Here is a 17129-nt window from a genome sequence, read left to right as displayed (position 1 = left end):
GGAGTCACGTTATGACCCAAGCAATATTACAGTTACAAGCGATAGAAAAGTCTTTTCCCGGGGTAAAGGCGCTCGATAAAGCTAGCTTAAATGTTTACCCTGGCCAAGTGATGGCATTGATGGGAGAAAACGGCGCGGGCAAATCGACATTAATGAAAGTGCTCACCGGGATCTACAACTTAGATGCAGGCCGTATTGTTTACCAAGGTAAGGCGCGCAGTTTCGATGGCCCGCGTGATTCACAGCAAGCTGGCATTAGCATTATCCATCAGGAGCTGAATTTACTACCTGAGCTCACCATTGCTGAAAACATCTTTTTGGGACGTGAAATCACCTCTAGTTTTGGCCGCATACTTTGGGATGAAATGAACTCCCGAGCAGCGGCACTACTAACACGCCTATCGGTAACCCATGCGCCGCAAACCTTGGTCGGTAAGCTGAGTTTAGGCGAGCAGCAGATGGTGGAAATAGCCAAAGCCATTTCGTTTAACTCAAAAGTCATCATCATGGATGAGCCTACCGACGCCCTCACCGACGTTGAAACTCAATCGCTGTTTAAAGTCATTAATGAGTTGCGTGACCAAGGCTGCGGTATCGTTTATATCTCTCACCGCATGCAAGAGATCTTTGCCATTTGTGATGCGGTAACTGTGCTTAGAGATGGCGGTTTTATTCATGAGTGTGCGATTAGCGACATTAACGAAGATCAACTCATTGAGCGCATGGTGGGCCGTAAGCTTGCGGACCAATATCCACGCATTGCGATTACTCATCAAGGCTGCAGATTGGCAGTAAATCAACTATCAGGCCCTGGGGTTGAAAACGTGAGCTTTAACCTTAACCAAGGAGAAATTTTAGGTTTTTCGGGGTTAATGGGTGCCGGGCGCACCGAACTGATGAAGATGATCTTTGGCGCAAGTGCTAAAACCCAGGGGCAGCTAACCCTGAATGGCTGTGATATTAAGATTAATAATCCGCAGCAAGCACTTGATGCCGGTATTGCTTATATTTCAGAAGACCGTAAAGGCGATGGCTTATTGCTAGACTTGTCGGTTAAAGAAAACATGTCTATTTGCGCATTAGCCAAGTTAAGTACTGGGCTACAACTGCGCCACAATGATGAAATGGCCGAAGTCGACCGTTTTATTGATGCCTTTAATATCAAAACACCTAACCGTGATGCCCGTATTGGTAATTTGTCGGGTGGTAATCAGCAAAAAGTGTCAATCGCCAAAGGCTTAATGACTCTGCCGCAGGTGCTTATTTTAGATGAGCCAACTCGTGGTGTAGATGTGGGCGCGAAGAAAGAGATCTACGATCTTATCAACCGCTTCAAGGCGCAAGGTATGAGTATTATTTTAGTGTCATCGGATATGCCTGAGTTACTGGGGATGTCTGATCGTATTTTAGTGATGCACCAAGGCCAGATCAGTGGCGAATTTGATGCCGCGATAGCAGATCAAGAAACCATTCTTGCTTGCGCCGTTGGTAAAACATTAAACAAGGATATTGCATGAGCCCGTTAATTACAGTCCAGCCATTCTATAAGAGAATTAATAAAGAGTGGTTGATTGAGCAAAAATCGCTTATCGCCCTGTTTAGCCTAATTTTTGTGGTGTCGCTACTGAGCCCAAACTTTTTAACGGTAGATAACTTACTTAATATTTTACGCCAGACCTCGGTTAACGCGATTATTGCGGTAGGGATGACAATCGTTATTCTGACAGCGGGTATCGATTTGAGTGTCGGGTCGGTTTTAGCCTTAAGTGGCGCAATCGTGGCGACTTTAATCGGTATGGATGTGCCTGTGATGGTTGCTTTGCCTGTAGCATTAATCGCGGGCGCGGCGCTTGGGGCTATCAGTGGCATTATTGTTGCCAAAGGTAAGGTGCAAGCCTTTATCGCCACCTTGGTGACCATGACACTGCTACGCGGTGTGACTATGGTGTACACCGATGGTCGCCCTGTACCTACAGGTTTTACTGACACCGCCGATAGCTTTACCTGGCTAGGAACTGGCTATGTGCTGGGCATTCCTGTGCCGGTGTGGTTGATGGCGGTGGTGTTTGCTGGCGCTTGGTATTTGTTAAATCACACACGCTTTGGCCGTTATATTTACGCTGTGGGTGGTAATGAGTCAGCGGCGCGTTTATCAGGTATTGCGGTTGATAAGGTCAAGATCGCGGCCTATGCCATTTGTGGCTCAATGGCGGCGCTCGCTGGTATTATCGTGACCGCACGTTTATCTTCGGCGCAACCTACGGCAGGTATGGGTTACGAGCTTGATGCGATTGCCGCGGTAGTGTTAGGTGGCACAAGTTTAATGGGTGGTAAAGGCCGCATTATGGGCACCTTAATTGGGGCATTAATTATTGGCTTTTTGAACAACGCCTTAAACCTGCTCGATGTGTCGTCTTACTTCCAGATGATCGCCAAAGCCAGCGTGATTTTGCTGGCGGTATTAATCGATACTAAGCAGAAGTCGAGATAGGCAGAAGTCGAGATAGGCAAAGGTCTAGATAGGAAAAAGCGTAAGTATTGATAAGCTGTGCGCCCAGCGTGCTGCTTGTGTACATTCCCTGTATTAAAAAGGTTTACCATGAAGCGACTTGCTAATCAAAAAGTGTCAGTTCTGTTGTCAGTAGCATTGTTGTCAGCGAGTGCGCCTTTTAGCGCTAGTGCCCAGGATGCGATTGCTATCGTGCTGTCGACAATGAACAATCCATTCTTTGTCAGCATGAAAGATGGCGCCGAAGCTAAGGCAAAAGAGCTAGGTTATAAGCTGATTGCACTGGACTCGCAGAACGACCCAAGCAAAGAGCTCGCTAACGTTGAAGACTTAACCATGCGCGGCGTAAAAGCGATTTTGATTAATCCAACCGATGCGTTAGCTGTGACCAATGCTATCGGCACGGCTAATCGCGCTAACATTCCGGTGCTGACACTAGATAGAACAGCAGAGCGCGGTGATATCGTCAGCCATATTGCCTCTGATAATATTGCGGGTGGCGAATTAGCTGGGCAGTTTATTGCTGATACCCTCGGCGCTAATGCCAAGGTCATTCAGCTTGAGGGTATTGCGGGTACGTCAGCTGCCCGTGAGCGGGGTGAAGGTTTTAGCAATGCCATTAAGGCTCACGGCTTAAACCTGTTATCGAGTCAGCCCGCGGATTTTGACCGCTCAAAAGGCTTAAACGTGATGGAAAATATGTTAGCGGCAAACGGTGATGTGCAGGCGGTATTTGCTCAAAATGATGAAATGGCCTTAGGTGCATTACGCGCCATTGAAGCGGCAGGTAAAGATATCATGGTGATTGGTTTTGATGGCACCGACGAAGGCATTGCCGCGGTAAGACGAAACCAGTTATCGGCGACCATTGCTCAGCAGCCTGAGTTGCTCGGTGCTACGGCTATTGTGATGGCCGACAAGATCTTAAAAGGCAATCAGGTCGAAAAATCGATACCTGTTGCGTTAAAAATCATTACTGCAACACAGTAATTTATTCATAATTTGTCACACTAGTGTGCTGCGTTTTTGAGCTTGATTCAAGGCGCGTTTCACTCTGAGCCCAACATTAAAGAGGTTGGCAGCGACTCAGAGAACATCAAGGAATAGGTAAATGTCTCAGTTAATCGTTTTAGGCAGTGTCAATGCCGACCATGTACTTCAAGTCGCTTCTTTTCCGCGACCAGGAGAAACCTTGCATGGCTACAATTATCAAATTATCCCTGGTGGTAAAGGCGCTAACCAAGCGGTTGCTGCTGCGCGATTAGGTGCTGATACCGGATTTATCGCTTGTGTGGGTGATGACGGTTTTGGTAAAAATATCCGTCATAGTTTTGAGCAAGATGGCATGGATGTATCTGCTGTACACATGATGACAAATACCCCTACGGGCATTGCGATGATCCAGGTGAGCGACAGCGGTGAAAACAGCATCTGTATTGCGGCTGCGGCAAATGATGCGCTGACAGCAGAGATCGTTGAGCAACATAGCGGCCAAATAGCCGCTGCTGAATATCTACTAATGCAACTTGAAACCCCGCTAGCAGGTATTGAACTGGCGGCGAGCATCGCTAAAGCGCAACACACCAAGGTGATATTAAATCCCGCTCCAGCACGCAGCTTACCTGACTCGCTATTGTCGATGCTTGATATTATTACCCCAAATGAAACCGAAGCTGAGCTCCTAACTGGTATTAAGGTTGATGATGCTAACAGCGCTGCCAAGGCTGCCAACGTACTGCATGATAAAGGGATTGCGACTGTGATGATCACCTTAGGTGCAAAAGGCGTGTATCTAAGTGAGCAGGGTAAAGGTAAAATTATTGCTGGCTTTAAAGTACAAGTGACCGATACTACCGCTGCAGGCGACACCTTTAATGGTGCCTTTGTTACGGCAATACTTGAAGGTCAAACTATTGAGCAGGCGGTGGTGTTTGCTCACGGTGCTGCGGCGATTTCAGTGACCCGCTTTGGCGCACAAACCTCGATTCCAAGCCGTGCTGAAGTTGAGCAGTTTTTAGCTACGCACTAATTTGTTATAAAAACAGTTAATAACATCGTTATTTAGATAGGAAGTTAACCCAGATGGCCACCATGAAAGATGTCGCTAAACTTGCGAGCGTTTCCACTTCAACAGTGAGCCATGTGATGAATGGTACCCGCTTTGTGAGTGAAGACATTGCTAAGCGGGTGCAAGATGCAGCGCAACAGCTCAATTATCACGGTCCTTCTGCGGTGGCTCGCAGCCTTAAGCAAAACTGCACTAAAACCATTGGCATGTTGGTGACGACCTCTACTAACCCATTTTATGCTGAAGTGGTACGCAGTGTTGAGCAAGCCTGTTATCAGCAGGGTTACAACCTTATTTTGTGTAATACCGAGGGTGACGCCCAGCGCCTAAAGCGCTCCTTAACCACGTTAATTGAGCGCCGTGTCGATGGCCTAATTATGATGTGCGCTATGCTCGAGGGTGATGATGCACTGATTTATCGCCGCTTAGAAGCGTTACCTGTAGTGGTCATGGATTGGGGCCTGGTGGATTTTCCTTGCGATAAAATTCAGGGGCATTCTCGTCAAGGTGGCATATTGGCAACTCAGTATTTAATTGATAACGGCCACACTGAAATAGGCTGTATTACTGGCCCGCGTAACCGCCAGCAGGCTGACTTACGTTATCAGGGGTTTGTCGATGCCATGCAAGCGGCAAACTTACCGATTAATCCTAAATGGGTGGTCGAGGGCAACTTTGAAACCGAAGGTGGCAAGGCGGCGTTTGCCAAGCTGCAAGCGACGGGTGAATTGCCTAGCGCACTATTTGTGTGTAATGACATGATGGCCATTGGTGTATTGCATGAAGCCCAGCGGACAGGGGTGAAGATCCCTGAGCAGTTATCCGTTATCGGCTACGACAATATTCAATTGGCAAAATTTATGACGCCCGCGCTAACCAGTATTCATCAGTCTAAAGCACGTTTAGGCGCCGCGGCGGTGCATGCGTTAATCGCTAGATTACAAGACCCAAGCTTGCCACAGCAATTTATGGATATTGAGCCAAGAGTGACAGTGCGCGCTAGCGTGAGCCAAAGATAAAGCGTGGGTAAAAAGTAACAGCATAAATAAAAAGGCGAATGAATTAGCTTTCATTCGCCTTTGATCGTTTTTACTTAAGCGCTTTTATTTAAGCGCTTTACTGACAAGTTGGTACTGGGCTATGCCAGTGGTATTCGGTTTACTTAATAAACGCGAATGCGTCACCGTAAAGGTGATCTTCTTCAACGCCCATGGTACGGAACACTTCACGTGCTGCGCCAACCATGTCGAAACGACCCGCTATATAAATGTCGTAACCGCTTAGGCTGTCAAAGTCGTTTTTAATCTGCTCTAGCAGATTGGCTTCTTTACCTTTCCAGTCAGCATTGGCTTCTTCAATGACTGGAACAAAGTTGAGCCACGGATGCGCTTCATGCCACTGGCGAGCAATGGTCTCAAAGTACATGGCTTCCTGGTTACGGCAGCCCCAATAAAACGTGGTTTCAACTTCCTGGCCTAAAGCAATCTTTTGTTCAACGATACTCTTGATGTAAGAAAAACCCGTACCGCCAGCAATCAGTAAACGTGGGCGTTGACTGTCTGCACGTAGATGCGCGTCGCCGCCAGGCACTTCGATGTCAATGCTGTTACCTGTGGCTAAGCATTCTTTTAAACGCTCTACTACTTGCATAGGGTAGCTTTCGCTAACAGCTGCACCGATATGTAGCTCAATATGTTCAGCATCGGGTGCAGAGGCAATGGAGAATGGACGTTTGTCTTTCTCACCCATCACCACACAAAGGTATTGACCTGCTTTAAAATCAAATGGAGTACTAGGCTTTAAAATGACCTGATATACGGCATTATTAAACGGCGCTACTTTTTCAATCGTACAGCTAATAGTGTTCATCTTTATTCCTTGATGCGCCTCTCTTTGGAAGCTTATTCGATATAAATTTACGCGCCTGCAGAAGCTCTGCAGGCAATATAAAGTCTAGCTAATTGTGTGGCACAGTGATTACAGCGTCGGTGCATCATCGATACCGAGCTCATCCCAGATAGCATCTACTTTCTGCTTAACGGCTTCATCCATCACGATAGGAGTGCCCCATTCGCGGTCGGTTTCACCTTGCCACTTATTGGTTGCATCCATTCCCATTTTTGAGCCAAGACCCGCCACCGGAGAGGCAAAGTCGAGGTAATCAATTGGGGTGTTTTCAATCATAACCGTATCGCGCTTTGGATCCATGCGAGTGGTAATTGCCCAGATCACATCGTTCCAGTCACGGCAGTTTACATCTTCATCGACCACGACAATAAACTTGGTGTACATAAACTGACGTAGGAACGACCATGCTCCCATCATCACACGTTTGGCATGTCCTGGGTATTGCTTACGAATTGAGATCACCGCCATTCGATACGAACAGCCTTCTGGCGGCAGGTAAAAATCGATAATTTCAGGATACTGTTTACGTAAAATAGGCACGAAGACTTCGTTCAATGCCACACCTAGCATCGCTGGCTCATCTGGTGGACGGCCGGTATAGGTGCTGTGGTAAATCGCATCTTTTCTGTGGGTAATGTGCGTCACCGTAAACACTGGGAATGAGTCGGTCTCATTATAGTAACCAGTGTGATCGCCGTAAGGGCCTTCTTCTGCCATCTCATCGGGGTCTATATAACCTTCTAAGATGATTTCGCTGGTGGCTGGCACTTCTAAATCACAGCTTAGGGCTTTACACACTTCAGTTCGTTCACCGCGCAATAGTCCTGCGAAGGCATATTCGCTCATAGCGTCGGGCACGGGGGTAACAGCACCTAAAATGGTCACCGGATCGGCACCTAATGCAACCACGACTGGGTAACGCTCACCTGGGTGTTTTTCTTTAAAATCTTTAAAGTCTAATGCGCCGCCGCGATGGTCTAGCCAGCGCATGATTAACTTGTCTCTACCCAGTAATTGCTGGCGGTAAATACCAAGATTTTGGCGCTTTTGACGTGGGCCTTTGGTGATAGTGAGTCCCCAAGTCACTAGCGGCGCAACATCGCCTGGCCAGCAGTGCTGGATCGGTAACTTAGTTAAATCGACCTCTTCGCCGGTTTTAACCACTTGTTGGCAAGGCGGGTTACGCACGGTTTTAGGCGGCATGTTTAGCGCTTGCTTAAACATGGGGATCTTTGAAATGGCGTCTTTAAAGCCACGAGGAGGTTCTGGCTCTTTTAGAAATGCCAGCAGTTCACCTACATCGCGCAGCGCGAGCGGATCTTCTTTACCTAATGCCATGGCGACTCGTTTGGGCGTACCAAACAAGTTAACTAAAACGGGCATGTCGTTGCCGACTGGATTTTCAAACAACAGAGCCGGGCCTTTGGTGCGTAACACGCGATCGGCAATCTCTGTCATTTCCAAATGAGGATCAACGGGATGACTAATACGCTTAAGCTCACCATTGGCTTCTAAGTGGTCTATAAAGCTGCGTAAATCCTTAAAACTCATAGGGGAATTCTCATCGCTATAAACTGTGATATGGCGCGCACTATAGCACTATTCCAACGTGCGTTAAACGCTTGTTCGTCAATGCGTGGCCTCAATATATTTCAGGCTTTACTGATACAATTCCCTTTGTAGGTAAGTGCTTAGTCAGCGAGATTGGTTTAAGGCATATTTGAGCGTAAACTTAACTAAGTAATGCTACGTTTGTTGGCTTGTTACAACAGAGGAGGAGGGATGAAGGCACTTAAGTTTACAGCCTTGCTTGGCTTATTTACTGGGTCGATAACTATCGCGATGGCAGATGGGGCGGTATCGATAACCCCTGTTGCTGCAAGGGCTGTGGTTTTGGCACCGGTGGCGGCATCACAAGTGTTGAGTAATGTTAGCGTTGGCCTTGGGTGGAGTAATGTTGATTACCGCGATCCTTGGCGCTGGAACGTGGGGGTATCTAACAGTTGGTACGGCTACCCTTATCGCAATGGTTATTACAGACCCGGTTGGCGTCCTGGTTATAACTGGGGAGTCGGCTCTCGCTGGCGCTACCCATACAGCTACAACAATCGCTATTACTCGCCTTATCGTTATGACAGGCAAACTTACCAAGCTCCAAAGCCAAAAGTCGTTAGGCCTCCAGAGCGAGTGACGACCAGCGTAAGCTATTCAACAGGGCTAAGTCGGTTACCGGATAATGCGCGGGTGATTCAAAAAGAGGGACGCACTGTGTATGAATGGCAAGGTGTGGAGTATGTGTTTGATTGGAACACCAATACCTATCAGAAGGTTAAGTAGTGTTGGCGGTTTTATTCTGCTTGCGGATCTTGTTACTCTGTTGCCACAAAAAGTGGCGGCAACATGGAAGCAAGCGCAATGAGTTGGATGCAATTTACCATTGAGTTAATCGACAAACTGATTTGGCCTACCGTGCTGGTATTTGCTGTGGTGAGTTTAAAGCGGCCGATATCGACCTTGATCCCTTTAGCCAAAAAACTGAAGTTTAAAGATTTAGAGGTGGAGTTTGGTCAAGGATTAAAAGCTGTGACTCAGCAAGCAGAAGGTGTATTTCCTGAGTTAAAGACCGATAAAAAGACGCGACTCATAGCCTCTGCGAATCACTTACCCAATTCAGCCATTATTGAAGCTTGGGAACAGGTGGACCTGGCCGCCGAGCTGCTGATTAAATCTCACTGCGATAACATTACCTTAGATAAGAATACTCGTTATAAACATATTGAGAATATCTTGATAAGCGAGCAGCTAATTAATACTAAACAAGGAAAGCTGTTTAGTGAATTACGCCAGTTACGTAATAAGGTTGCCCATGCGGTGAGCTATGAGGTGGGTAAAGCGGAAGCGATTCAATATATTGAACTATGTTTTAAGCTTATTGAGCATTTACACGGTTTAACTCCATCTGATATTCGCAGCTGTAATGCTGGCATTCAAGAGGTCGCGAGTTAGGGCTGTCAGTATAGTATGTTGCTTGTTGAAAGCTAATCTGCAAAGCGCAAAGTCTACAAAGCCCAGTTAATCGTGCAGACTAACAGGGCTTTATTTGTGGCTTTTGGCTCGATTTAACGGCTCAAGTTGAGATTGTAACTCAATTTTTATTAGGGCTAATTCTTGGCTTTTAGGTACATGTCGTAGCGTTGAATGATAAACCCTAGATCTTGAAACTTTTTGTTGAACGTCATACCGAGCTTTTTGAGTACATTAATTGAGGCGTGATTTCTCTCAACGACATCGCCGACAATATAATCTAAATCCATATGGTTTTTAGCGTATTCAATACAGGCTTGGTTGGCTTCGGTGGCATAACCTTTACCCCAGTGCTCAGGCGCAAAGCGATAACCAATATCTGTCTCATCAATGCGGTAATCGTTTTTAAAGCCACAAAACCCAATGACGTTATTGGACTCTTTTAATACTACTGCCCAGCGAGCATAACCAAACTGCAGGTATTCGTTCAACCAAATGTCGCGGATGACGCGCTCTGCATCGGCAAGTGATTTAACAACGCCTGCATCGCCAGTATAGAGATTGACTCTCTCATCTGCGTTGAAGTCGTAGACGGCTTGTACGTCATCGAGGTTAAACTCTCTAATAATTAACCTTGGTGTTTCGGTAATGAGTTTGCTCATTGGCTTTCCTTGTCTAATCTTTTGCGGCAATCGCTATTACCACACTACTGCAGTGATCGCGTTCTCAGTCTCACCAATAATGGTTTTAACCACTTTATTACCAGCATCTAACAAGATCAATCTTGGAATGCCACTATTGGCAAACTGTGAGTAGATCGCTCTGTCAGTATCGGCGACTAAGGGGAAATTTAATTCATACTCATCTGCAAATTTATCGAGTGAGGCAGGTGTTTCTTCACGGCCAATGCCTATGATGTCGACATTTGGACTGAGATGAAGGTTAGAGTTAACAAGATGCTTCATAGTGCGTTGTGAGTCGTGGCACCAAGTTGCAAATAGAATTATCAGCTTATTGTTGTTTGATTCTGCAAGATCAATGGTATTGCCCTGAGTATCGACGAACTGTGTGACGGGAACATTTTCGCCCGCTTTTACATAGGTAAGGTATTCGGGTTGGCTTTCGGTTGTGGCGCAGCCTGTTATGGTTAGTATGAGTAAACTGGCAAAAAGTCGTTTAAGCGTTTTCATTAGCATCCATTCTTTTTAATTGGTTTCTTATAGTGGTTTTAGTGCGATTGAACATGCTGACTTGTTAATCTAACAGACGTGTAATCGAATGTATAAGCTTGGCTTGCAACAGCATGTGACTGAACATGCTCTATTTAGGGGCTAGCGAGTGATAGACGAGTAAAGCTTATAGCGCCTGCTTTTAATAATAAATCACTTATGTTTGTTGACAGCCGAACGAGGACACCCTATCGTGGAGGCTTACCTATTAAGCTGTTAGCTAACTCATTGATTAACAGTGACTACCAAGGATTTTTACGTGTTATTAACACCGATCGAGGCTTACTACTATCTATAGCCACAATGGCGTAGATAGAGGTTATAAACTCCCCCTCATGTTTTAAATCACTCCATTGTGGCAATTCCATCTTTCGGAAGCTGGCCACTATCTATGCCCGTTCCGAAGCCTTTCTCTTTAATTTGGAACACCATAAATGAATAACAGTAAAATCTTCGGCAGCATGCTAATTATTGCGGGTACCACTATTGGTGCTGGGATGTTGGCATTACCCCTCGCGGCGTCTGGGCTTGGCTTTGGCGTGGCCAGTATTATCATGCTATTGATTTGGTCTTTGATGACCTATACCGCCTTGCTCATGATTGAAGTGCATCAGTTTGCACCTGTCGATGCCACACTGCACACACTGGCGCACAAGCTATTGGGAAGAAAAGGGCAGGTGATTGCGAGCTTTGCAATGATGTTTCTTTTCTACGCGCTATGTGCTGCTTATATCGCTGGTGGCGGTGAGCAGATCCACAGTAAATTAACTCATTGGTTCGAATTAGAACTGCCCATGCAGGCTGGGGCGATTATCTTTACCTTGCTGATCGGTACTGTGGTGGCAATAGGGACTCGCTCGGTCGATATGATTAATCGAAGTCTGTTCTCACTTAAGCTCATCGCGTTAGTGGTGATGCTGTTTTTGCTACTGCCTCATGTTTCCGTCGAGAATCTAGTGGCTTTACCTGTGCATCAAGGGTTGGTGTTTGCTTCATTGCCTGTAATATTCACCTCTTTTGGCTTTCACGGCTCCATTCCATCAGTGGTGCGCTACTTAGGTAAAGATACTAAGGCACTGCGCTGGATCATTGTTGTGGGCTCGGCATTGCCACTAATGATATATGTGGTATGGATGCTAGCGAGCCAAGGCGTGTTACCTCAGCAAGAATTAATGACGAGCCAAAGCTTAAATGGCTTTATCGGCTCTTTGAGCCGGATGTTACACAATCCAATGATTGCTAATGCGGTATCAATCTTTGCCGATCTGGCATTGGCGACATCATTTCTTGGGGTGAGTTTAGGTTTATATGACTTTCTTGCAGATCTATTTAAACGTAGTGCTAAACCAAGTCATAGAGTGCAAGTGGGCTTAGTGACATTTCTACCGCCACTGGGTTTTGCATTGTTTTACCCACAAGGCTTTATCACCGCCTTGGGCTACGCAGCCTTCGCATTAGTTATTTTGGCGGTTTTTCTGCCAGTGGCTATGGTTACGGCGCAGCGTAAACAGGTGGGATTGGAAGGATATAGAGTTAAGGGGGGCAAGGCGGGATTAATCATTGCTACATTGGCGGGGGTATTAATTATTAGCGTACAACTAATGCAGATTTTTAATCTACTGCCAGCTGTTGGCTAGGTTTAACTAGAGCTGATGCATTGAGCTGCAACCAGTTTTAAGTGAGTAATTGACTGAAAAATAGCTCATTAAGCTGTAATTTTCGATATCGGATGATTTTTTGGTCACTTGAATCAAATTGGGCTTTACATTAACGTCGAGGAGCCCTATTATCTGCGGCGTTCGGAGGGATGGCAGAGTGGTCGAATGCACCGGTCTTGAAAACCGGCATGGGTTTATAGCCCATCTAGGGTTCAAATCCCTATCCCTCCGCCACATTTAGATGAGGCCTCAGCAGAAATGCTGAGGCCTTTTCGCATTCTGGAAGCTACACTTTGAACCCTAGGCTTCCTATTAGTTTAAAGTCAGCTATCCTCCGCCACATTCAAGACGAAAGGCTCATCAGAAATGATGAGCCTTTTTTCGTTTAGCGCAATGATTTGATAGGGATTGGAACCCTAAGGGGTCCTGTTGTTTAAAGTCAGCTATCCCGGCGCCACATTTAGATGAGGCTTCAGCAGAAATGTTGAGGCCTTTTCGCATTCTGATCTAAACAGAATTGAACCCCAAGGGTTCCTGTTGCTTAAAGTCAGCTATCCCAGCGCCACATTTAGATGAGGCCTCAGCAGAAATGCTGAGGCCTTTTCGCATTCTGATCTAACCAAAATTGAACCCTAAGGGGTCCTGTTGCTTAAAGTCAGCTATCCCGGCGGTACATTTAGAGAAAGGGCATGAATTTTTGAATAAAGAATGGGGGAGCCTTATACGTTCAGTTAAAAATTCGGTCTAAGGCTGTTGCGCTCGATAATTGGTTGTTTTCTGCCAGAAGCCACTAAGGTTTGAGTAAAATTGCAGAAATGATTCAAAATTTAGCCATTCGAATCAGATTAGGCTTTACATTGCAGTCGAGTATCCTTATTATCTGCGGCGTTCGGAGGGATGGCAGAGTGGTCGAATGCACCGGTCTTGAAAACCGGCATGGGTTTATAGCCCATCTAGGGTTCAAATCCCTATCCCTCCGCCACATTTAGAGAAAGGGCTTCCAGTAATGGAAGCCCTTTTTCGTATATCCAGAAAAAGCTGATTAGAACCCCAGGTTCCTATTGTTTAGAACCGGCTATCCCAGCGTCACATTTAGATGAGGCCTCAGCAGAAATGCTGAGGCCTTTTCGCATTCTGGAAGCTACACTTTGAACCCTAGGGTTCCTGTTAGTTTAAAGCCAGCTATCCCTCTGCCACATTTAGAGAAAGGGCTTCCATTCTTATAATAGAGAGCGGAAGCCCTTTTTCGTTTCGGATATAAAGCAGATTAGAACCCTAGGGTTCCTATTGTTTAAAGTCAGCTATCCCGGCGCCACATTCAAGATGAAGGGCTAGTCGAAAGACTAGCCCTTTTTCGTTTGGGTAATTTAAGCTGAACCCTAGGGTTCCTATTAGTTTAAAGTCAGCTATCCTCCGCCACATTCAAGAGGGAAGGCTCATCAGAAATGATGAGCCTCTTTTCGTTTCGGATATAAAGCTGATTAGAGCCCAGGGTTTCTTTTGCTTATAGTGAGTTAAAGTCAGCTATCCCTCCGCCACATTTAGATGAGGCCTCAGCAGAAATGCTGAGGCCTTTTCGCATTCTTGAGGCCACACTCTGAACCCCAGGGTTCCTGTTATCAGAAGCCGCCTATCCCTGTACTTTATTAGAGAAGGGCCTCCGTTCTTGAATAAAGAGTGAAGCCTTTTTTCGTTTGGGTAGTCAGTGTGGAACTTTTTATTAGTATCATCTATACACCTAGTTCCAGTTGCAAATATTAGTAATTTTTGTCTCTTAATATATGGCTAAGCTTGCTGTTACTGAATGAGTTGTTTGCTGTAAATTGATGAATTCTCATTTTATAGAGGTATTTATTAATGAATTCATTCTGTTGGGTGGATATGTTTAATTTTCTTGAGGAAACACACAGGATTAATGATGAATTGTATTCATTAACTATCAATTCCTGATATAAACCTACCCACACAATAAACTGCGGGTTTGCGATCGCAATCCAAGCAGTAGCAATCATCATTCTTTGTATACCCTGGAGCACCACAATGAGCTGCGATTTGACTCTCGATAGTTTTCTTTCCACTGTTGCCGTTCGTAACCCTAACCAGCCTGAGTTCTTGCAAGCCGTAAAAGAGGTGCTAACTTCTATTTGGCCTTTTGTTGCAGCGCATCCTGAATATTTAGATGCTGGGATTTTAGAGCGTTTAGTTGAGCCGGAGCGTCTGATCCAGTTCCGTGTATCGTGGGTTGATGACCAAGGTAAAGTTCAGGTGAACCGCGCGTTTAGAATTCAGCATAACTCTGCTATTGGTCCTTTTAAGGGCGGTATGCGTTTCCACCCTTCAGTTAACCAGTCGGTACTTAAGTTCTTAGCCTTTGAGCAAACCTTTAAGAACGCCTTAACTACTTTACCAATGGGCGGCGGTAAAGGCGGTAGTGATTTTGACCCTAAAGGAAAAAGCGATGGCGAAGTCATGCGTTTCTGTCAGGCATTAATGTTTGAACTGCATCGTCACTTAGGTGCAGATACAGATGTGCCTGCAGGCGATATAGGTGTGGGAGCTCGCGAAGTCGGCTACATGACCGGTATGATGAAAAAGCTGACTAACAGTGCTGAATGTGTGTTTACTGGCAAAGGGCTAACATTTGGCGGCAGTTTGATCCGCCCTGAAGCTACGGGTTATGGTTTGTTGTACTTTGTTGAAGCTATGCTAAAAGCCAAAGGCGAAACATTAGAAGGTAAAACTGTTACCGTATCGGGTTCTGGTAATGTTGCTCAGTATGCAATCGAGAAAGCGATGGAGATGGGGGGGAAGGTCATTACCGCATCTGACTCTAGCGGCGTAGTATTCGATCCAGAAGGTTTCACCACTGAGAAACTTGCTAAGTTGATGGAAGTGAAAAATGAACGCCGTGGTCGCGTTGCAGATTATGCCTATGAAATGGGGCTAGAGTATGTGACTGCTGGTACGCCTTGGCAATTTGCTGCTGATGTTGCCCTACCTTGTGCAACACAAAATGAGTTGGATAGCGAACATGCGGCAATGCTTATTGAAAATGGCGTTCAGATTGTTGCTGAAGGCGCCAATATGCCAAGTACTGCTGAAGCCATTATCTTGCTGCACGAAGCTAAAGTGTTATTTGCACCAGGTAAAGCTGCTAATGCGGGGGGCGTTGCTACTTCAGGTTTAGAAATGAGTCAAAACGCACTGCGTCTAAACTGGAGCCGTGAAGAAGTGGATATGCGTCTGCGCGATATCATGTACTCAATCCATGCAACATGTGAACAATATGGTCGTGAAAACGAGCATATCAACTATGAGCTTGGGGCTAACGTAGCCGGCTTTGTCAAAGTGGCAGATGCAATGAAGGCGCAAGGCGTCTACTAACGTCATTAAATAAAACCACTAAATAGAGTCATCAAATAAAGTGTAAAAGGACCTTTCGGTCCTTTTTCATTTTAAGTTGTAGATTAATACCATTAGAAAGTGACAACCCTCTTGCTAGCTTAGCCAAGGCTAGACTGAAACATCGACCTAAACCTCGACTTAAGTGACTGTTTGGGTATCTCTTATATAGTGGCCGATATAAATAAGCCGTAAAGTGTTACTGAAGTCGTGCTATCAGCCTCATGCTGCATAGCTCTTTATATTCTCCATCTACTTATAGTCACATCTGATATCGCGACATTCTGTATGCTAAATTTTATAGAAGCAGGCAGGTTTATGGATTTTCCAAACTGCGGCGTTATTATAATAGCCGAAAGCGATATCGATTCACTTATCGCTAGCCCCATCATAGCGATAGGTTAACTATATAGAAGTGGTCACCTGTATAAGTTAGTGGCTATAGGTGAGTGGCGCCTTTATGGGTTAATTCACTTTATCGTTTAAGCATAGTTAAAAGCGGCCGTTTACTGCTTGATGAGCCAGCAAGTACCAGCGTACTAGTGTCAGTGAAGTAAATATAGGCGCGATCCTCTCTATGTTTCGCTCAAACGAGTAGTGCCAATTCATCATTAATGACTCGTTTTACACCTATTTTGTGTATAACTCTGTGTGTAAGCTGTTGCTTTGCTGTGCTTTATAAAAGAATGGCAATTAAATGTATTTTTATTTCAAAAAGCGCTTGCGCTGATCTGAAAACTCCCTATAATGCGACCCCACTGACACGGCGCAGCAGGCCACCTACCCAGCGTTAAGCTAGATAGCACGGGACTTGCAGCAGTGTTAGAGAGTTAAAACTCCTAGGAGATTTGATTCAGGTGACAAACGCTTTAAGAGCTTCGAATGATGGTTGTTAACACGAGAGTGTATAAGAAATCATCGCTTGAAAAACTTCTTAAAATAAGCGCTTGACGCCGCCACTGGAGAGTGTAGAATACGCCTCCTCAGCCAAACGACCTAAGCGTCTAAGGCGGCATCTGAAAGATTGGTGTCACGCTCTTTAACAATATGACAAGCAAATCTGTGTGGACACTCACAGAGATTAAGTTATTCGAAATTGTCTCTCACGAGACAATCAAAAAATTACTTAATGAATGAGTGTTCATAGCAACTTTGGTCTTCACTTTCTTATAGAAAGTAAAATCAAAGATAATTTATGTAATACAGAATTCGTTGAGCCGCTGATTTAGCCTTACTTGTAAGGTGGAAGAAGCAAAAAAACTTTAATTGAAGAGTTTGATCATGGCTCAGATTGAACGCTGGCGGCAGGCCTAACACATGCAAGTCGAGCG

At 45.5% G+C, this 17129-nt stretch carries 13 protein-coding genes, 2 tRNA genes and 1 rRNA gene; 12 read left to right on the top strand and 4 right to left on the bottom strand.

What is annotated here, in order from left to right; genetic code table 11:
* Positions 1-11: 11 nt before the first annotated feature.
* From rbsA to ACVBIO_RS15745, 5 genes are all read left to right on the top strand, one after another.
* On the top strand, positions 12-1517 hold the full coding sequence (gene rbsA, locus ACVBIO_RS15765) for a ribose ABC transporter ATP-binding protein RbsA (RefSeq protein WP_447169481.1): 1506 nt from the start codon (positions 12-14) through the stop codon (positions 1515-1517).
* The gene (rbsC, locus tag ACVBIO_RS15760) at positions 1514-2491 is read left to right on the top strand and encodes a ribose ABC transporter permease (protein WP_447172955.1); all 978 of its coding nucleotides are present in this window, start codon (positions 1514-1516) and stop codon (positions 2489-2491) included. Before rbsA ends, rbsC begins: the two co-directional genes overlap by 4 nt.
* Positions 2492-2599: 108 nt before the next feature.
* Positions 2600-3499: a ribose ABC transporter substrate-binding protein RbsB gene (gene rbsB / locus ACVBIO_RS15755; RefSeq protein ID WP_447160873.1), complete on the top strand. Its 900-nt coding sequence runs from the start codon at positions 2600-2602 to the stop codon at positions 3497-3499.
* A 121-nt stretch (positions 3500-3620) separates the two neighbouring features.
* Entirely contained in the window at positions 3621-4538 is a 918-nt protein-coding gene (gene rbsK / locus ACVBIO_RS15750) for a ribokinase (RefSeq protein ID WP_447160874.1), read from the top strand.
* Between the two features lie 53 nt (positions 4539-4591).
* Positions 4592-5596, top strand: a complete 1005-nt coding sequence (locus tag ACVBIO_RS15745; protein ID WP_447160875.1) for a substrate-binding domain-containing protein — start codon at positions 4592-4594, stop codon at positions 5594-5596.
* Positions 5597-5735: 139 nt separating this feature from the next.
* Here the strand turns inward: ACVBIO_RS15745 and fre are convergent, their stop codons facing one another.
* A complete protein-coding gene (gene fre, locus ACVBIO_RS15740; RefSeq protein WP_447160876.1) occupies positions 5736-6446 on the bottom strand; it encodes an NAD(P)H-flavin reductase in 711 nt (236 codons plus the stop codon).
* 108 nt (positions 6447-6554) lie between these two features.
* Positions 6555-8036 (bottom strand): 4-hydroxy-3-polyprenylbenzoate decarboxylase, encoded by a 1482-nt coding sequence (gene ubiD, locus ACVBIO_RS15735; protein WP_447160877.1) that lies wholly within the window; start codon positions 8034-8036, stop codon positions 6555-6557.
* 231 nt (positions 8037-8267) lie between these two features.
* Here ubiD and ACVBIO_RS15730 point away from each other — a divergent pair, with 231 nt between their 5' ends.
* Both ACVBIO_RS15730 and ACVBIO_RS15725 read left to right on the top strand, forming a co-directional pair.
* Positions 8268-8822 (top strand): hypothetical protein, encoded by a 555-nt coding sequence (locus tag ACVBIO_RS15730; RefSeq protein ID WP_447172954.1) that lies wholly within the window; start codon positions 8268-8270, stop codon positions 8820-8822.
* 78 nt (positions 8823-8900) lie between these two features.
* Positions 8901-9491: a hypothetical protein gene (locus ACVBIO_RS15725; protein WP_447172953.1), complete on the top strand. Its 591-nt coding sequence runs from the start codon at positions 8901-8903 to the stop codon at positions 9489-9491.
* A 155-nt stretch (positions 9492-9646) separates the two neighbouring features.
* Here the strand turns inward: ACVBIO_RS15725 and ACVBIO_RS15720 are convergent, their stop codons facing one another.
* Both ACVBIO_RS15720 and ACVBIO_RS15715 read right to left on the bottom strand, forming a co-directional pair.
* Positions 9647-10171, bottom strand: a complete 525-nt coding sequence (locus tag ACVBIO_RS15720) for a GNAT family N-acetyltransferase (protein WP_447172952.1) — start codon at positions 10169-10171, stop codon at positions 9647-9649.
* A gap of 36 nt (positions 10172-10207) precedes the next feature.
* On the bottom strand, positions 10208-10699 hold the full coding sequence (locus ACVBIO_RS15715) for a TlpA family protein disulfide reductase (protein ID WP_447160881.1): 492 nt from the start codon (positions 10697-10699) through the stop codon (positions 10208-10210).
* Positions 10700-11172: 473 nt separating this feature from the next.
* Between ACVBIO_RS15715 and tyrP the strand changes: the two genes are divergently transcribed.
* From tyrP to ACVBIO_RS15690, 5 genes are all read left to right on the top strand, one after another.
* Positions 11173-12375 (top strand): tyrosine transporter TyrP, encoded by a 1203-nt coding sequence (gene tyrP / locus ACVBIO_RS15710; protein WP_447163896.1) that lies wholly within the window; start codon positions 11173-11175, stop codon positions 12373-12375.
* 164 nt (positions 12376-12539) lie between these two features.
* Positions 12540-12630, top strand: a tRNA-Ser gene (locus ACVBIO_RS15705).
* 657 nt (positions 12631-13287) lie between these two features.
* A tRNA-Ser gene (locus ACVBIO_RS15700) sits at positions 13288-13378 on the top strand.
* A gap of 1058 nt (positions 13379-14436) precedes the next feature.
* Positions 14437-15780 carry an NADP-specific glutamate dehydrogenase gene (gene gdhA / locus ACVBIO_RS15695; RefSeq protein ID WP_447162716.1) on the top strand — a complete coding sequence of 448 codons (1344 nt, stop codon included), beginning with the start codon at positions 14437-14439 and terminating at the stop codon, positions 15778-15780.
* Between the two features lie 1281 nt (positions 15781-17061).
* Positions 17062-17129, top strand: a 16S ribosomal RNA gene (locus tag ACVBIO_RS15690); the annotation flags it as partial.

This window comes from Shewanella sp. 0m-8 (assembly GCF_052977265.1).
Note: the sequence above shows the minus strand (reverse complement) of the source record. Positions and strands in the feature narration are given on the sequence as shown.